Below are 18,952 nucleotides of genomic sequence, written 5' to 3'. Positions count from 1 at the left end.
GTGCTATAGTTCTTATAAATAGCACAGCTTGTGCTTGTCTCAATACATAAGAATTTATCACCTAGGGATTTATCGGATAACAAGGTATGAAGTTACAGCAGCTAAGACACTTCTTATTAGTGGTAGAAGCAGGCGGCTTTCGCGCAGCAGCAGATCGCGCCAATCGTACGCAGGCTGCGTTATCCGCTTCTATTAAAGAGCTAGAAAAGTCGCTCGGTCAAAGACTGTTTGAGAGTGGCAATACCGCAACCCTTAGCGCCTTTGGGCAGACTTGCCTGCCAAAGATTGAGCAGTTTGTAAGTTATGCTCAGACACTTGAGGAGGACTTAAAATCGGTTGCGGCAGGAGACAAGGGTAAGATCAGGATCGCAAGCGTGCCATCCTTGGTCACAAAATTACTGCCAAGCGTACTAGCCGCCTACTCGCAGAGATACCCTGATATTGAGATTGTATTGATAGATGATAACTCTGTCGGCGTCGCCAATAGGTTGTTGGCCGGCGAAGTCGATGTAGCTTTGGGCAACGATATGCAAGTGGATCAAGCAGATATTGACTTCACTGCACTCATCTCAGACCCTATCGGTGTCGTGTGCTTAAAGAGTAATGTATTATGCCAGCAGTTGATGCAACCAAAGCGCGCATCTTCCAAACCCTTGCAAAAGGAATTGACCTCACAACAAGGTTTAACCTGGCAACAGTTAGTCGGTCAGCCATTTATCTATAATGGTACTTGCCGCTTGCTCGAGAACACCCAAGCGCAAGTGCTAAACCGGCAGGCGCGCTATACGGTTGAGAATATTACCTCTTTATTCTCCCTACTTCGGCACGACCTTGGCGTTACAACCCTACCCAAACTCGCCTTTCCCTCTAATGAGTCGGAGCTCATATGGATACCACTACTTGAGCCTGCTTTGACGCGGCAGGTCGGTATTTTTAAACTGACAGACAAAAGCATTTCTCCTGCGGCTACCGCCTTTTATGAGCTGTGCGTTCAACATATTGAAGATCATTATCTGTTGTCATGAGTCTGCTTTCATTAGGTTCTAAATGAGTAAAAGTAGAGGACTATAAAGTAAATAATTATGATTTTAGAGGCGATATTTAACCTTGTGCAAACCATACCTGCTTGGCATTTAGCGGGCCTTTTTGCTATAGCTATGATTGCTTTTATTGTCTCCACCATATCAGGTGGCGGCGGCGCTTTGTTACTGATACCTATAACCTCTTGGATGCTCGGAGCATCAGCTGCGCCGCCAGTCATCAACTTAGGGACTTTTATTAGTCGTCCTGTGCGCTTGTATCTATTTTGGCAAGATATTGACTGGTCACTCATCAAATACTATGTGCCGAGTGCGGTCGTTGGGGCGTGGCTCGCAGCACTGTTATTTAGTCGGCTAGATGGGAGCTGGATTCAGCTATTGGTTGGCGGGTTTTTGATCTCTACCGTGTTTCAGTATCGCTTTGGTAGGATCGATAAGAGCTTCGATATGCCAAAGTTAGGGTTTATCCCATTAGGGTTTGTCACCGCTTTTATCAGTACTTTGGTCGGTGGCCTTGGTCCCGTACTCAATCCATTTTATATGAATACAGGTCTGCAAAAAGAGCGCCTTATCGCCACCAAAACCGCAAACTCATTTTTTGTTGGACTGGCGCAAATTGGTAGTTATGCCTTTTTTGGCGTATTGACCGCCCAACTGTGGATGTATGGTTTAGCGCTTGGACTTGGCGCGGCGCTTGGCAATATCATCGGTAAGCGCTTTTTGGCGGGTATGAGTGTTTATCAATTTAGACTTATGCTAATAGCGCTGATGGTCGTGAGCGGAATAGTAATGATTAGCGCGAATGTAAAAGATTTGTTTTAATGTACTCAAAGCCACTTAAACTCAGTTAACAACACTACTGCACAGTTAAAGAGCCATAATTGTTAAAGTAATAAGACTGTCATCAACAAGGAGTGATCATGACTTTTCTATCGAAGAATAAACCGAGCCTAGTATATATGGCTGACGACACTTGCCATTGCACGAAGTGTAATTGTAGTAGTACGGCCACCTACAAAAACTGTAGCTGCTGTAGCAACTGCTGTCAGTGTGGTTAAAGGCTTAAAGGTAAGCTGTTTAATAAAAGCGTTTATTTAAAAAAGCCAGCATTCTAATTTATAGAGTGCTGGCTTTATTGATTTTATTGCTGTTTAAATAAGCTTAGCACTTGTTGTGCTGAGCCATACAATGACTTAATTAACGTTTTAACATAGTCTAAAAGTTAATTATCTATATTTTTGCTATAGAGATGCTTGACAGGGTTACGAAACTCACTGATATGAGTGGCAAAGTCATTGCGTAGTTGCATGTCTTATCTCAATTCCCATCAACTATTATAAGCCATAACAGCCCAAGCAAACAAACTCACGTTAATCGTAATTGCTATGATCCAGCGTAAGTTAACTTGCCAATTTTTACTCTCAAATGCTTTCTCCGCCTCTTGCGTGATTGGCTTTATCGGATAAGGATTATTCTGACAGTCCCATGTCAGTAACTTTTGAACATCAGGATGTAGGATAGCTCGCTTGGCAGTTTGATAATTATTTCCTTGCAACAAATATCCCAATGCATAGAAGCTACTGGCGATAAGCATAACAATACCGCCCGCGCCTGAATGCTGCGCGTTAAGAATTCCGTATTTACGAAAGACGATATCACTACAAGCAAATAATGATTTGCTTGTGTCTACTGGGTAGGCTTCACAGAACTCAGGGTTTATCGGTAAATCTTCGGCATCGCTTTCCATATAAGTGCGGATAAACGCCCAATGTACACGAGGGTCAACACTGACATCATGCGGTTTTATATGATGAGTAATATCTCCTGTCTTAGGATCTGCAATATATAAGTTTAGCGGCGTATAAGCAGTATTTTGTTTGATTGTGTGTATTTCAGGAATGAGGTCTTTATAATTTACTACTTTTAACTCAAAAGGTTTAAAAAACTGTAGTGAGGGTCGATAGTAGTAGGCTATTTTCTGCTCTTTTTTTAAAAAATAATATTGAATGCGGTATGGATGTTTTTTAATAAACTGATAAAGGAGTACGAAGATAGGTATACCGGCTGCAACAAGATAAAGTAATGTACCTATAATATTAATCAATCCCCATCCTTCAGGTCTAACGTACACGTAAGTAATGTCATCATAGATAAAATTAGATAGGAACAAAGCTGATACGTAAACCCATCCTATTCCAAAATACCAATACCAAAAATAACTAGGAAAAAAGGTTAAATAGTCAGGATCAACATTGGCAATCTCCTTATTGAGATGCTCGATATCCTCGCTATCTTTTAATAACGCTTTATTTATTTCGCTACTGTAAGGACTTTCAAGAACTTCTTGCAGCTCATTGATATGTTTGGCAAATTGACTGTGCTTGTCTTCAATCATTGGCTTATCTCTATTGACTCGTTACTGTTGTACGTAGCAGATAATGAGGATAAGTGCCAGGATTTAATTCATAAATGACCATGATCTTTAACTTTTCCGTCTCCGCGCTTGGGTTGTTTTGCGACTCCCTTTTTGCTTGTGTTGCTTCGTCTTCATCAAAAGCATTATATGTACCTGTCATATCCGTTACTAGATAACCAGAGCTCGGCTGAAAGTGACTGACTGTTGGAATATCTAGACTAAATTTTAGAATGCCCTCTTCGTTTATAGTCGCTTTATTCTGCGTTAGTAGCTCCTCGACCGTATAGCCTCTGATATCACTATTTAAGTCATTGTCATCCTTTATAAAGTCAACGGCTACATAGCTGTTAGCATTGAACTGATTAATACTCACTTCAACTTTTCCTGATAAGGTTTCACGAAAATCTATGACTTTTTTTGTAAATACTGGCGTAACCGTAACTTGAGTCATGGACAGCACATATGCTTTTAGGTCGTGTTCAAGCGTGTGCATATTAGACTTACCCTCTTTACTAAACGGGTTGTTTTGGTATTTATTGACGTCAATCATGTTTTTATTGCCAAAGACGCCAGCATCTAACCAATAGTGAATGGGTAGTATATTGCTTTTGTCATAGGTATGGGCAATCCATTGAGCGATGACGCTTATAGCCCAAGCGACTGCCATAATACCTACAAGCCAAGGCATAACAATAGCACCTGTACCTAGGAATACTAAAGTACCATAACCAAAACCTGCTACACCTGCTGCGCCCGCTGCACCCATCGCGATATTAGTAGCTACTTGACTAACCTCACTCTTATTCTCAATATGTCTTTCACGACTTATGTTTAAACTATACACCTCAAACCCAGCGCCGACTGCACCAAGGACACCTACGCTCAGACCTAGTCTTGCCACCCAAGCACTACGTGCCGCCTTCATCTGTATACCTGCGTTGACGACATCGACGCTAGCGCTAGTGAGTGCCAATGTCAAGCTGGCATAACTGGTCATATACTCAAGACCTATGCGATCGCCTCGGCTTGCCATAGCGCCAATACTGCTTTTGCCGATCCACATACTACGCAACTGAAACAGACCGATACCTGCTGATACTAATGCAGCCTTACCCGCTGATTGGCGCTCTAACTGCTGATGTTGACCATTTATAGGATCAAGATCACGGTTTAGTTGTGCCACTTGTTGCGCCAAGTCCTGATTGATCGTTTGCGTGGCACGTGCTGACTCTTCACTCGTGTACATAGTGACGACCGTTAGCGCGGTTTTGTTATCAGAGGCGGCTTTGTCGAAGACATCCGTCATTTTTTGACCGATACCATAGGTTTTTTGAAAGTCGATTGCAATAGGCGCTTTGGTTGAAGAGGATGTCCCTACCGCGTTAGTATCTATGCTCGCAGGCAGCAAGGCACTATGCGGTTTGGCTTTATTAATAGATTGACTTAGTCTTTGACTACCATAATTTAATATAACTTCTGGGCTATATTTAAGCACTTTTTGAGCAAGACGAAAGCCTGTAGATTGATAAACAGTGGCTTGTGACCACAGATCAAGTTTATACAATAATTTATTATTGTCTCTAATATGAGCCATATTAGTGCTCATAGTGAGTAATATCTGAGCTTTATGATTGGCTAGTTTGTTTATACTATCCCTTTGAGCAGCGATAGCTGTATTGATTTTATTTTGCTGCTGTCTGTTCTTAAATGCCAATACCCAACTGGTGCTCGTACCAACAAAGTCAGCGGCTCGGGCTAAGTTTTCAAAGGATGGAGCATTTTCCATCTTTCGGTTGTCTTCTGGATTAAGCCCAATCAACGCTTTAATCAGCCAGTTATCTTCAATAGGCTTCTCACCTGAGATACAGGGTAGTAGCGATTGCTCAAACTCTTGCTTAGCGGTCATACCTGTTGCTTGCTCGGGCTTATAATCTGCCCATATCGCATCTGGGATGCCGATGTTACTCTCATCAATACCGATACCTTGAATGGCTCGAGCTATGATCTGACAATATCCAGAATGACTGTCCTCGTCGTCCTCCAAAAAGTCTTCACGCATAATAAATGCAAAGTCAGGACTTTTAATAGCATCTATAAAAGGTTGTCGTGCAGCAGCAATCGCTTGTTTGTCTTGACGGCTTTTCTTTGCATCGTCTAAAACAGCTTTAAATTTTGCCTCATTAATATAATCATAGATATTCTTGTTAGTTGCTTTGTTTATCTGATCGAGTCGAATTATAAGTGTTTTCTATTGTCCTACTCGCTTCGCCCACCATATAAAAAAACTACTTCCAATTAACCAAAATAAACCAAGACCTAAAGATACAACATTTAAAACTAGCCACTTATAATGCTTCTTAACCAATAAAAGTGCATTTTTTTCATCTAAGTTAGCATGCATCACACTAGTACCATTACCGCCCTTAAACATTGGCAGATATCCTTTTCTTTTATATACAAAGTGATATTGAATAAAGATGGGAGTTGCGATAAAGGTCATAAAAAACATTTGGTACATGTTTAACTTACCTTCATAAAAGTATTCATCCCCATAAAGGTAATAACATAACGATTTTAAGTTTTTTTGTGTATAACGAATGACTAGTTGATGTGAAATCATTGTAATTATGATACCTCCAATGAATGTAACAATAGCGAGCCACTCTATAATATTCTTCCAGTCCATTATATTCTCTTATTAATTAAATCAGCTATTTCATCACCAATTTCACCACCTGCAAGACCTCCAACCGTACCGCCTATCACTGCACCAGCGCCTAATACAACAAAACCTAACCCACCTGTAGTTACACCAAAAGCGACGGCTAAAATTGCTGCTCCTGCAACAGAGCCATAGTATCCTCCCCCAATACTACCACCAAACTTAAGAGTCTCCGTTATGGCTGTTTTTGTTATATGATCACTATCACCTGTCTTGCGAGCATCTTCAATATTCATATAAGCTTGAGCCGCACCTACTCCAATAAGCACATTACCGCCAAGATAAGTGAACCTGCTAATCTTACCCATATTTCTAAGATTATCAGTATAGGCTGGTATGCCTCCTTTATAATTATGAGGTCTTGCAAAAACGTTTTTATCAATTTGCTTTCTTAGGTTATTAGTTTGAATACCTGTTTCATATTTGAAGAATTCTTGTGAAAATGCGTGATCATAATTTTTGAACAATTTTGCATACTTTTTTCTAAATAGCTTAAAATTCTTAGGGTTTGCTAATTTAGATCCTTTTGATTTTTCATACTCCAATGCTTTGTAAATCTTTGCATAGTTTTTTTGAACTAATTCATTGCTATGCTCGTAAAAAGTAACGATACCTTGAGATGTACCTGCTGCTACGGCAGCAAGATTGATATTACCTGATGGTTTATCTAAACTTTTTACGGGATCTTTAGTCAAAGCTACATAATCTGCTTGCATAAGCATACCTTGTAAGGCGTCAGCATTGTAAGCGAATGATTCAGCATTAAACTTATAGTCCTTTTTTACTTTTTCAAACTCAATCTTAGCGGCTCTAGCCTCTTTTTTTATTTTTGCTAATTCTTTGTTACTACTATTTGATGTGTTAGATAACACAACAACATCACCAGGCAGCAAAGTAAGAATAGGAGTGCCTGTCAGATGTGAGTTGTTTGCTCGGAAAATATTCTCTTCTTTTGAAGTCGGTGTATATATGTATATTCTTTTCAAGAAATCCTTAACTGACTCTTGTCTTTTTACTAAATACCAAGCAACCTCAGTCGTATCAAGCAGTACTTCTTTAATCGTATTAGGACTCTTTTTTGCCTGAGCAGGCGTAGTTTTCAATTCAAATTGAGTACCATTAGTATTATTAGACTTCATTTTCTTAAACACTTCAGCATTGACAGTTGCAACTATGTCGTCACCATCTTTGTCTTTCGTAGTAGCTCTTATAATATATCTGGCTTTAGTAGCATTATCTGGCAATACATATGTCTTTGTCTTACCGTCAGACTTGAATACTAAGTTTTTACCTCCGCTTTTTTTCTCGAGAGACACACCTGGTCTACCATATTTTTTCATTGATACATTGACCCAATACTCAAGATCAAACTTTAATTTCTTGATGTCTGTTTTATTATTTATAATAAGCTTAAACCTAGTATATTTTGCCACTGCTCATATCCTTCTAATCTAAAGGCTATTAAACCTATTTCGTTCAATTCACGACATTTTTTATTATTGTTTATTCAAAACGTTGTGCTCTCACCATCGTATTCTTGATGAACCATAACATGCAACTCATACTCATTCGGTTCATCATCAATAATTATTTTTAACTTACCCTCATAATCAGTCTTGTGCATCTCAATTGAACCATCAGGCTTAGTAAGCATACATTTGGTAAAGGGAAGTGGCTCGTCATCTTGATCACGGACGATATATGTCAGATAGTGATCCATGTTTTCAAGCAGTTTTGCTGTTGGCAGATGCACAGCTGGAAACCCTACACCGCCCCCACTGCCCCAAATCACCTTACTCGCCTTATACCCGACTTGCTTGGGCGTGATAAACGTCACCTTACCCCCTGATATCTCAATACCGCTCCCTGCGGCTTTTAGGGTCAGGGTGTCAGGCGCGATGATCTCAATACTGTCACGGCTATGAATACGTAGCACCTGCTCGCTATCAAGGCGCATCTCATCATGATGCGCGTGAATAGTCACATCGCCATGAGCAGCGGTATGGGTTTGTGCTTTATTGGCGTAGTAGTGAATGTCGCCTGCGACTAATTGGTTCATCTGGGCTTGGCTGTGATGATGGGTGTTATCTGTCGCATGAGCGTGCGTGCTATTCGTGCTGGTTTGCTGACTGTGTTGCCCACTGAGTATGGCGAGGTGACGCTGGGAGTCGATAAGCAGGTGCGGCTGTTGCCATTGTCCCGTTTCGCTTAGCGTGTTGTCGTTGGTGTCACGGCTTATTTGAGCAAAGGGCGTTGTCTGTTCTTGCTGGTTGCTTTGTTTATTACTTTGTTTGCTGCTGATACTCTCTAATCCCACTGCTTTGTGTGCTTCCGCCAATTGCGTGTGCGCTTGCTGATGCTGATCGGCGGTTTGCAATTTGCCATGGCTGTCATGACTCATATGATTGTTTGACGTATCACTAGCATTGTGGCTACTGATATGTAGTCCGGTGCTGCCTTGCACGTTGGCAGCCGCCTGAGTTTCAAGACTGATGCCTTGTCCGCGAGCAGTACCTCGGGTGTGATCGCTGTGCTGGTACAGATGACCGATAGTGAGGCTAGATTGGTAGCTGGTGCTATAGAGATTGATTTGTGGACTGTTTAGGTGGGTGTCGAACATGAGCTGGTTATAGCCGTTGGTGGCGCTGTCTTTGTTAGCCTCTCCGGTGCGGCTGCTGTCAATACTTTGGGTTTTAATACCGTCGATGGGATACGCATGGCTGTGGTTGATAAACCAAGCGGGGCTGGTGGCGTCGATATTATCTGAGTCGCTGGCAATGCGGTTATGCTGGGCGTCATCATTGCCTTGTCCGTTATGGGTGCTGCCGATGATAATCGGATGAGTGATGTCGCCGCCAATAAAGTCGATGAGGACGTGTTGACCGTGACGCAGAGGATGGGTATGTCCCATGTGATCGCCGACTAGGTGACTGGCGATGGGTACCCACTGTGCGCTGCTGCTTGGTTCACTGCTGTCGTCTTCACTTTCCCAGTGATAACGAATATGGGCGCGGTGATTGCGGTCGGTATCTACCGCACGACCGCTATTGGTGTCTATGATGCTGGCGCTCATGAGTCCTGTGAGACTTGGATGCGGTGCGCCAAGTTTAGTAAGCTGTTCACCAAAGGGGATGTGATGATGGTGCGGGTATGGTAGGTAGCAGGCTATGATTTGATGGACGGTGTCATCGTCATTATTATTGTTGTTGATGTCATCGGTTGGTGCGTTGTTTAGATTTGGATTGGGCTGTAGGGTGATAGGGTCAAAGGGCGCTGTCCCCAGCCAGTCTGTAGGTAGGTGGTTATTAATCTGATGGTGAATGGAGATGAGGCTTAAGGGTTCTGTGATATAGGGGTTGCCGTCGATGTAGTGGGCGCTTGGTAGACTTAGATGACGGAGGTTGCCGGTTAGGCTACCTAGGTTAGCGCTTTGCTGGGCATACTGCTGATAGCGGGTGGCAAGCGCAGTTAGTCCGTCGTCATTGAAGCGAGTATGACTATGGATGAAGCGCTGGTGATGGCTTGGGCTGTTTGTGTCTATGGGCTGCTCGCTGGTGCTACTGCCAGTATAGGTGCCTATGAGGCGGTTGTCATAGCGGGTAAGCTGGCTTTGCTGTATATGCTGGGCCATGCTTGGATAGATGGCGGTGATGCGGTCTTGTCTGTCGGCGAGACTGGCGGGGTTTTGGCTGAGGATGCTGCGGATGTCGCTGGCATCTGGACGTAGGGTTTCGCTGTCGTGTGGTAGTAGGACTAAGGTGTGACGGTCTAGGTCGTGACGGTAGTAGCCGGTGATGCCGTACAAGGTGAGGTACTGGATTAAGTAGGCTAGATCGGTTTGGTTGTATTGGACGCTGTGCTGAATATGATAGTCTGCGGCGCTTAAGCGCTCGTCTATCTCCACTTCTATATCATAAGGGCTTAGGATGTCTGTGATCAGTGCGCTTAGGCTCAGGTGATGATGACGACGGTTGTGACTGGATAAGCGCAGTTGGCTAAGGGTAGGCTCACAGATGATGCGGTAGGCGGCTTGGCCTTGGTTGCTGCCAAGGGCGATGACTTCGGTGATGATGCCATGGCGGCTTTGGCTCGGTAGTGAGATATCACCGGTATTCCAGTGGATGGCAAGGCTTTGGTCTATCCAGTCTTGGATGGTGAGTCCTGCTCGCGGGTGGAGTAAGGTTAGGCTGATGCGGTAGCCGCAGTATAGTGCCATCTGTCTCTCTTGATAGGATAGCTTGCGCTGGTCTTGGTGAAAGGGCGCAGGATAATGACTGGGGTCTGGCATAAGACTGTGTGTGTCCCAAACACTGTCAGGCAGTGGCATACCAAGTAGGTTTTCAACCACGTCGGCTTGCTGAATAAGGCTAGTTGCAATGTCAGGATGGCCGCTTGTAATCTGTAGATGCCGTTTGTCTTGAGTCCATACCATAAGAGAGTTTCCCTATTATGCTAAAGTTTTAAATTTACTGGTCTTATTAGTAGTCATCAGTATCAGACGATTCGCGCTTGGGCGCTATACCTATCATGTCAGATAGAATGGATAATTGATCTTCGTTCTTAATGATATGTTTTAGCCACTCATCAAGCGGCATATCCGCCCAATTGATCGCACGTTTTAGCAGAAATGTCACAGGGCTATGTGGCTCATTTGCCGCAAAATACTCTTGGATTTGACCCAGTAGCTTTAGGGCTTGGCGACGATTGCTTTGATGATCGCGGCTTGTTGGGCTAAAGCTGGTAGCAGCGAGCGCCGTTGGAGCACCACTCTGTACACTCTCATCATCAGTATGAATAATATCTGAGTTAGCATCCCCTTGAATGGCTGCTTCTTCAAATTCAGGTATGAGCGGTTTTAGGTGCTGCGTGATAGACACCAATAGATCTGTGACAGGCGCAAAAACGGGCGCGTCCATCCCCATCAGATCGTTGAGCTGATCGGTAAGCGCCTGCCACTGCCCGCTGATTGAAGCCAGCTCAGTTACCAGCATTTGCTGCCACTGCGCGCTACTACCCTTTATCGCTTGATTGTATTCACTTAAGGTCAACTGGCTACTCGTCGATTCACTATCTGGGTTTTGCAGGCGTTGCTTGTCATGATCACGAGCCGTTAAATAATAATTGTAGTTGTAGTGACTCGCTCGGCTATCCGCTAACGGTATCTGCTTAAGATCATCGCTTAGCGCCTTGACGAACCAAGATAGCAGGCCTGCTCTAATATCCATACTATCGTCCTCACCATCTAGGCGCGGATACATAGTCAGCCAGTACTCCTCATTAAGCGCTTGTAGCAAGCTTAGCCCATGACGAATACCTGGTAGATGATGGGTATGACTGAGCGCATCGACATACCAAAGTGCAAGCTTGATGTCTTTACTGGTATCAGTGAGCAATTGGGCGCATTGCTGTTTTACAAACCCCCAATCGGCAACTTTGAGCTCAGTGACCCAGTCGCCTTGGGCTAGTAATGGATCATCCTCAATGCGAGCGGCAACGATAGCATCAATACGAGGATCAAAGGTTAAATCCTCACCGACATTTTGATAACTGCCTTCGATAGGCGCGATCAGAGTCTCAATACTGGTCAACGAGGCATCATTGTTAGTCATTAGGATAACTCCTCATTAGTGGGCTTTTTGCTCGCAGGTTTTTTAGTACTTGGTTTTTTAGTAGCTGACTTTTTAGTATTTGCCGTTTTAGCAGTGGTCTTTTTAGTTTGTAAGATATCTTTATTATTATCTGCTTCCTGAGTCTGGCGAGCCTTGTCATCAGTTAGATCACTAAATTGAGCCATTTGATTGAGCGCTACGATAGGATCTGTCTGCAAATGATAAGTGAACTGATCGTTATCATCGACACTGACGGTGATTTTTTTGAGCACACTATTACTGTCATCATGAGCAAGTAGCTTGCCTGCCAATTGCGGCAGTAGCGTATGGCTGATGATCGCATCAGCGTTACGCGCGCCTGAGTCGACCTCATGGCAGCGTGATAGTATCAGCTCTATGACTTCTGCATCGACCGCGCAGGGCACTTCGTAATTATCGCGAATACGGCTAGTAATCTTATTGAGCTTCAGGCGAATAATTTCTGCTAGCGCATCGTCCGTCAGTGGATAATACGGTATCACTGTTAAGCGGCCTAAGAATGCAGGTTTAAAGGCTTTGTATAGATGCGGATTGATAACCTGCCTAAGCGTCTCGCTATCTGGGATTTTAAAGTCAGTGTTATTAGGATCTGTATTGATACACTGCTGCATAATGGCAGAGGAGCCTACATTGCTGGTCAGCAAAATCAGCGTGTTTTTGAAGTCAATCAAGCGCCCTTCACTATCCTCCATCACGCCTTTATCGAATACTTGATAGAACAGATCGAGCACATCGGGATGGGCTTTTTCGACTTCATCAAGTAACAGCACGCTATAAGGACGACGTCTGATAGCTTCGGTCAATACTCCGCCTTCACCATAGCCGACATAGCCTGGGGGTGAGCCTTTTAAGGAGGCCACACTATGCGCTTCTTGATACTCAGACAAATTAATAGTGATTAGATTTCGCTCACCGCCATAGAGCACATCAGACAGTGCCAACGCCGTCTCAGTCTTACCAACACCGCTTGGCCCCACCAGCATGAACACCCCTTGCGGGCGATTAGGATCATCAAGTCGTGCTTTTGCGGTATGGATACGTTTGACGATGGCATTAATAGCATGATCCTGCCCTATCACACGATCTTGCAAGGTATCCGCTAAGGTCAAAATATGGTTTTTTTCATTGCCTGCCATATCATTGAGTGGAATACCTGTCCAATCGGAGATGATCTGTTTGATAACTTGCCGATCGAGTACCGCATGCACTAGGCGATGTGATTCTTGCGCCTGCTTAAGTGCTTGCTCTGTGGTTTGATACTCCATCTGTTTTTCTAAGCGTTCACTAGCGCTAAGCTTATTAGCATCTGCCTTGCCAGTATCGTCAGTTGTGCCCTTAAGCTCTTGATTGAGCGCATCAAGCTTATCGATAAGCCCTTGTTGCTCTTGCCATCCTGCGCTCATATCAACGATGCTTTGATGGTTCGTTTGACGCTGATCATCTAAGATAGCAATTTGCTGACTGATTTTTTCTTTATCATCAATGCCACCGATGCGCTCAAGCTGCTGGCTTAGAATGTTAATATGCTGCTGAAGCTGTCTATCTGTCGCATGCAATCGATCCAGCTGGTTGGGCATTGCCGTCTTGGATAGGCTCACCCGCGCCGCCGCCGTATCAAGTACGCTGACCGCTTTATCTGGCAATTGTCTGTCGCTGATATAACGCGCCGATAGCTCAACCGCCGCTTGCAAAGCATCATCATCGATCAAAATACCGAAGTGATCTTGCATTTTGGTACTTAAACCTCGAATCATGGCCACCGCAGTATCGATATCAGGCTCATCGACTTTGACGACTTGAAAGCGACGTGAGAGCGCAGCGTCTTTTTCGAAGTACTTTTTGTACTCAGACCAAGTCGTTGCCGCGATAGTTCTAAGCTCACCACGCGCCAGTGCAGGTTTAAGTAAATTTGCCGCATCATTTTGACCTGCCTGCCCGCCTGCCCCAATCAAAGTATGGGCTTCGTCAATAAACAAGATAATCGGTAGTAGTGAGGCTTGCACCTCTTCAATAACTTGTTTTAGACGATTTTCAAACTCTCCCTTTACGCTTGCTCCCGCTTGCAAAAGCCCCATATCTAGGCTGCGTATGGTAACGTCTTTGAGTTGATCAGGGACTTGTCCTGCCACTATTTTTTGTGCCAAACCTTCGACCACTGCTGTCTTGCCAACCCCCGCCTCTCCGGTCAAAATAGGATTGTTCTGACGCCTGCGAATCAAGATATCAATCAGCTGATGGATCTCAAATTCGCGGCCTATAACAGGATCTATTTGTTCATCATCTGCTTTGGCAGTGAGATCATAAGTATACTTATCTAGTGCAGGTGTTGGCGTCTTAGTTGTCTGATTACTATCTAATAACTCATCTGATAACTCATGGGTATTATTATCACTCTTACTACCAACTTTGCTCGTCTTAGTAGAACCCTGACCCTCAGTGCTGCCTTGACATTGACGCTCGTAGTCATCTTTTAAGGTAAAACGATCTATGTACTGTAGCGGCTCAGGTAGCGTATTGAGCAAACGGCGATAACTGTCATGAGTCAATAGCACGAGTAATATATGCCCTGAACGTATGGCAAGTGGTGCGCCATCACGACTTGGCTGACTACTGGCAAGCTCCCATGAATCTTCGAGCAGAGCCATGAGACGCTGACTAAAGACAGGTGTCGATCCTGTTGCTTGCGTAAAAGTATCTAGCGACTCTGATAGCGCTAATAACAAAGACTGCTGATTTACCTTATTGAACTTCAATATCTGGTCTACATCATTGTGAGCTGTAGCTACCAACTCATGCAGCAGATGCACAATATCAACTTCAGAATGACCCTTATCGATGCACAACCTAGCAGCCTGCTGCAAACACTGACGACAGCTTGGACTTAACCGCGTAATAACCGCTTTTAATTGGCTCATAACTGTTTATCCTTATGTATTTTTATACAAAAATTAGTACTTTAAATTTACTGGCTCAATAGGTATAAAAGATAAATAGTTTTATCGAACTCACTTTTAACTTATCAACCACTGTATTCAATAGGTAATGCATAACGCATCTCATCGTGGTGCTCAGTGGCAGGATGACTCATCAAAAATCCACCACGCCCTAAACTACCAAAGCCATTTTCAGATAGAGACAGAGGTTTGATATACGCCTTGTCCAGCTCAAGCTGCATCTCAACCGCTAGAGTGACACCGCACCACTTGCGTACAAAATCGATGATCACTCGATACATATCCCCCTCAGGCAGCAATCTGATATAACGATCTGCATTCAAGCGGTGAAATATTACTCTAATCTTGCTATCGAACTGAACCACCCGAGCACCGCAGAACGCTGAAACACCCAGAGCGGCATATTGACCACCGAGTGCTGTCTGCTCAGTCACGGGCAAATCAAACCATTCAGGTACGAATTGCTCTACACTCACCTCACTGTCCAAAAAGTTAGACAACACATGAGCCAACTGATCTGCGGTCAGCCGTCCTGGTGCGATCATACCTGCATAGGCAATCAAGCTATCTATAGCCGTCAGCTTCTTGGGCTGGCGTGCTAATGCGCGCAAGCTAAGCAGGTAGCTGTCTTGTTTATGATTAAGCTCATATTGCAAAGGGAGGTTATAAAACCAGCTTGCCTGTACATAAAGGTCAGTGAGACGATGGTTGAATAAATCCAAAAATGCGGGCGCCGCTTTATCCTTGTTATGATTGACGCGTGACGCTAGATGATCGGTGTACATAGCTGGCATGGCAGACAAAGGCCCTGTCAAACCGATAACAGCAGGATAAACCTCGATCTGTGTCATTTGGGCATCATTAGCAGTGCTATCCATAGTATCTTGCGCCACCAACGTCATCGACTCAATCTCAGCCAATGGATAAGCGAGTGACAATGATGAGCGATAACGCACCTCAATGGGCGTTAGATTTTTGCTGGTCTCATGATGAATCAAACGTAGCGCTTGTAATAGCTCGTAGCGCTGCGGAGCATTCATTAAACCCGTTAAATGAGAGGAGCTAGACCACTGCGTGGCTGACATCTGTATACCTCCTCTTTAGTCGTAGCATCACTAATAGTCACTTCAACAAAGCTATTTAAGCTGGCATGGTAGCCAAAGACGTGCGCTAGTAATTGCGCAAACTGACGAATACTAACGCTTGCAAAGTTTTTCTGATTGATTTGAATATCGACGACTGTACCCCGCACAAATCCTGGCTGCGGTAAGCGCTGTATTCGCCTAGCTTTGATACTGGTCGAGACAGAAATTATCCCCTCAACCAACTGCCTGTTAGATGCTGATTGAGTAATATCATATAGCGACAAATACTCTTTCATTAGCTGAGCATCTTGCGCTGCAAGCGACAAAAAGTTCAAACTAATAAGCGAAATCAGACGCCAGCGCTCCTCCCCCGTATACTCAAATCGTGCTGTTCTGGTCGGCTGCTTGAGCAGCGTCAAACTACTAAACCCTGACATGCCCTCGCTAAACAGATCGCCGCGACTTTGACCGAATATGACTTGCGCTGGCAAGTCTCTATTGGTACAAAGCAGTGAAGTACTCATACTTACCACGCCAGCTGTGCCCTCACAGTTTTTTTCGACGAACATAATCTGATATTCAAACCCCTGTTTAAATTCCGCCATATCTTTATCACGCTTGATATGATAATAACGACCTTCGTCCTGCTGCTCATAATGGTTGAGCGCATAAAAAGGATGATAGTCATGTTGCACCAGACGATTATTCATCTGTTTTGACTCAACCACTTTGGTGACTTCATAAATCTCATGCTGGTAAAGGGCACGGGTATCAGGTATCAGGTCATAATATATGGAGCGATGCGTCACTTGAATGGGCTTTGCGGCGATTTTAAATAAATTGACCACAGGAGTACAAAACAACTTGATACTATTTACGCTCAGTTGTTGTAGGTTCTTTAGGCGTATGGTGTTCTTTTTATCGATCTTAAAATAACAGCGAATCTCAAAACCACTGCTGTCAATCTTGAGCGTAGGACACGCTTTTCCAAGATTTAGGCGCAAAAAGTTAAATTTTTCGGGGAAGTAAAAGTATTCTTTTAACAAAGCGGACGCAGCATTACTCACCCTGTTATTGGGTAAGATTTGCTGCTTGGGATCAAAGCCTATGATCTCAAAGGGACTGCCTACGCTTTTGTTAACACGCTGAGCATGGATATGGGTTTGTTTCACATCACACCACAACATATCCCACAGACTGGTGCCTTGACTGGCATCTTCATCTATATAAAGATCTATTGGCTGAGACAAAAGCGTTTGATAATCAAAGCTTGGGTTGGTGCCCTTAAACTTTATACTGATACAGCTATTCAAGAGTCCATGTTCGTTATCATAAACTTCTTGACGAGTCTCAAAACTGACACTCTCAATCTGTAGCGGAAACAAAGCCACATCGGATGTCGATTGAAACTGACAGGCAGTCCCATTGATCTTTTGTGTGGCAAAGCTACTGGCTCTGGGAACATGGATAATCTCGCTCATAGCATTGGCTTGAACCCCTATATTGAACTGAGCGATAGAAACTGAGGGAAAAGGCTTGAGATAATCGGGATAAACAACCTCTAACAACGACTCTGTAAAATCTGCATAAGAATCATCTAGCTTTTTGTTAATACGAGCGCTAATCAATGAGAACGCCTGTATTAGGCGTTCGATATGTGGGTCATCTACCGTATCGTGGCCCATCAATAGACGGTTCGCTATCTTTGGGTATTTTTTGGCAAACTCTTTGGATTGCTTATTAAATAAGCTTAGTTCATGTTCAAAATAGGGAAGTAGACTATCCATAAGACCTCAACAATAATAAATGACTTCTATATACACTTAAATCTTAAGTTTATGATCAATGATTGTAAATTGAGCTACTTTACTTGATAACGCTGCGAGCTTGGTTCAAAAAAAGCATCAAAACTCACCAGCTCTTGGGCGGGATAAACTTTGAGTAACGCTTCAATAGAAAAGCACAGCTGATTGACATCGATAGCGCCTATATCAAGCGATACCCGAACGTTTCTTAAACGCGTATCTTGCTGCTCAACCGTTTGTGCAATTTGCCGGCAGATATAATCACAGTCACTAGGGTTTGCACTACTTAGTCCAACGAAATCTAAAATGCCAAAACCTAGTATCGAGGAGCGTACATGCTGATAAGATTGCAACTGAGCTGATATCACGCAGCGGGTATTCAACAAAGACTCCAAATCACTAGCCACAGAGGATTTTAGCTCATCAATATTAAGTCGACGCATCACTAAATCGTGAGCCAATTGACGCGGCTGATCGTCAAATAATTGCTCAAATAAATTTGGTCGAAATCCCACCTCTTTAGCACCGTAATTCATTTTATCCTCTTTTCATAAACTCATCTTTTACAATGATTTGTGCCTACTATCTTAGAGCTATTTGTTATCTTAAACCTGCATCTGACAAAAACAATACTTTCAGCATATAATTGTAAAGACAATAAAAGTCGCTATAAACGTGATAGCAATTTTGAATAAAAAAAAGAAAGGCCTAGATATAAACCTTTCTTTAATAAGACAACGAATACATCATTGGGCTACCACTTGCTATTAAGCAGTATAAGTCGCAGTATTATTGGCCAATGACCATTTTTTAGTCACAGCGCCTTTTGCAGTACCATCAATATCTTGCTGGGTGTAAGTCCATTCCACTGCCGCATACTTCACGCCAACTTTTTCAACAGGCACACCTTCAGAACGTACTGTAGGCTCAACACTGGCGATAAGCGCATGCTTAAGCTTTACTTCAAGGTATTTAACACGTTTGTCACCGTTAGCACGATAAAAATCAACTTGAATCTCATCAAACGTATAACCTGCTGAACACGCTTCCCATAATTTAGGGCTAGTTGAATCAAGATCTTTCATAAAGACCATATCAGCATGCTCACAGCGCTCTGAGGTATGACCACCAACGCTACTTGCTGTTGCTGATTTTGGTTGACGAATCAAGTGATCCCATGTGTTTACTTCGAGCCAGCCTTTGTGCTCGCTATCACGTGACTCACCGTCAATTTTGTATTTACCGCGAAATTGAATGTAGATATCTTTCATGTTTTACACCT

13 protein-coding genes are annotated in these 18,952 nt (G+C 43.5%); 2 read left to right on the top strand and 11 right to left on the bottom strand.

The window, feature by feature from the left end; translation table 11 throughout:
* Positions 1–86: 86 nt before the first annotated feature.
* Positions 87–1,025, top strand: coding sequence for a LysR family transcriptional regulator (locus tag ACR64J_RS05210; RefSeq protein WP_435950816.1), 939 nt, complete (start codon positions 87–89; stop codon positions 1,023–1,025).
* Positions 1,026–1,157: 132 nt separating this feature from the next.
* Positions 1,158–1,862 carry a sulfite exporter TauE/SafE family protein gene (locus ACR64J_RS05205; protein ID WP_435950815.1) on the top strand — a complete coding sequence of 235 codons (705 nt, stop codon included), beginning with the start codon at positions 1,158–1,160 and terminating at the stop codon, positions 1,860–1,862.
* A gap of 505 nt (positions 1,863–2,367) precedes the next feature.
* Here ACR64J_RS05205 and ACR64J_RS05200 read toward each other — a convergent pair.
* From ACR64J_RS05200 to ACR64J_RS05150, 11 genes are all read right to left on the bottom strand, one after another.
* The gene (locus tag ACR64J_RS05200) at positions 2,368–3,435 is read right to left on the bottom strand and encodes a hypothetical protein (protein WP_435950814.1); all 1,068 of its coding nucleotides are present in this window, start codon (positions 3,433–3,435) and stop codon (positions 2,368–2,370) included.
* A 10-nt stretch (positions 3,436–3,445) separates the two neighbouring features.
* Complete coding sequence (locus tag ACR64J_RS05195) at positions 3,446–5,515, bottom strand: hypothetical protein (RefSeq protein ID WP_435950813.1); 2,070 nt, start codon at positions 5,513–5,515, stop codon at positions 3,446–3,448.
* Positions 5,516–5,704: 189 nt separating this feature from the next.
* Positions 5,705–6,142, bottom strand: coding sequence for a hypothetical protein (locus ACR64J_RS05190; RefSeq protein ID WP_435950812.1), 438 nt, complete (start codon positions 6,140–6,142; stop codon positions 5,705–5,707).
* Positions 6,142–7,611: a hypothetical protein gene (locus ACR64J_RS05185; RefSeq protein WP_435950811.1), complete on the bottom strand. Its 1,470-nt coding sequence runs from the start codon at positions 7,609–7,611 to the stop codon at positions 6,142–6,144. The genes ACR64J_RS05190 and ACR64J_RS05185 overlap by 1 nt, the downstream gene beginning before the upstream one ends.
* A 74-nt stretch (positions 7,612–7,685) precedes the next feature.
* Positions 7,686–10,610 carry a contractile injection system protein, VgrG/Pvc8 family gene (locus ACR64J_RS05180; protein ID WP_435950810.1) on the bottom strand — a complete coding sequence of 975 codons (2,925 nt, stop codon included), beginning with the start codon at positions 10,608–10,610 and terminating at the stop codon, positions 7,686–7,688.
* Between the two features lie 46 nt (positions 10,611–10,656).
* Positions 10,657–11,787 carry a type VI secretion system protein TssA gene (tssA, locus tag ACR64J_RS05175; RefSeq protein WP_435950809.1) on the bottom strand — a complete coding sequence of 377 codons (1,131 nt, stop codon included), beginning with the start codon at positions 11,785–11,787 and terminating at the stop codon, positions 10,657–10,659.
* Positions 11,787–14,741: a type VI secretion system ATPase TssH gene (gene tssH / locus ACR64J_RS05170; protein ID WP_435950808.1), complete on the bottom strand. Its 2,955-nt coding sequence runs from the start codon at positions 14,739–14,741 to the stop codon at positions 11,787–11,789. Before tssH ends, tssA begins: the two co-directional genes overlap by 1 nt.
* Positions 14,742–14,845: 104 nt before the next feature.
* Entirely contained in the window at positions 14,846–15,865 is a 1,020-nt protein-coding gene (gene tssG / locus ACR64J_RS05165; protein WP_435950807.1) for a type VI secretion system baseplate subunit TssG, read from the bottom strand.
* Positions 15,829–17,652: a type VI secretion system baseplate subunit TssF gene (gene tssF / locus ACR64J_RS05160; protein ID WP_435950806.1), complete on the bottom strand. Its 1,824-nt coding sequence runs from the start codon at positions 17,650–17,652 to the stop codon at positions 15,829–15,831. The genes tssG and tssF overlap by 37 nt, the downstream gene beginning before the upstream one ends.
* A 74-nt stretch (positions 17,653–17,726) precedes the next feature.
* A complete protein-coding gene (tssE, locus tag ACR64J_RS05155) occupies positions 17,727–18,206 on the bottom strand; it encodes a type VI secretion system baseplate subunit TssE (RefSeq protein ID WP_435950805.1) in 480 nt (159 codons plus the stop codon).
* Positions 18,207–18,437: 231 nt separating this feature from the next.
* Complete coding sequence (locus tag ACR64J_RS05150; protein ID WP_435950804.1) at positions 18,438–18,941, bottom strand: Hcp family type VI secretion system effector; 504 nt, start codon at positions 18,939–18,941, stop codon at positions 18,438–18,440.
* Positions 18,942–18,952: the final 11 nt, after the last annotated feature.

The sequence above is a fragment of the Psychrobacter sp. DM8 genome (assembly GCF_051307025.1).
Lineage (GTDB): Bacteria > Pseudomonadota > Gammaproteobacteria > Pseudomonadales > Moraxellaceae > Psychrobacter.
The sequence above is the reverse complement of the archived record's forward strand: the minus strand, read 5'-3'. Positions and strand labels throughout refer to the sequence as shown.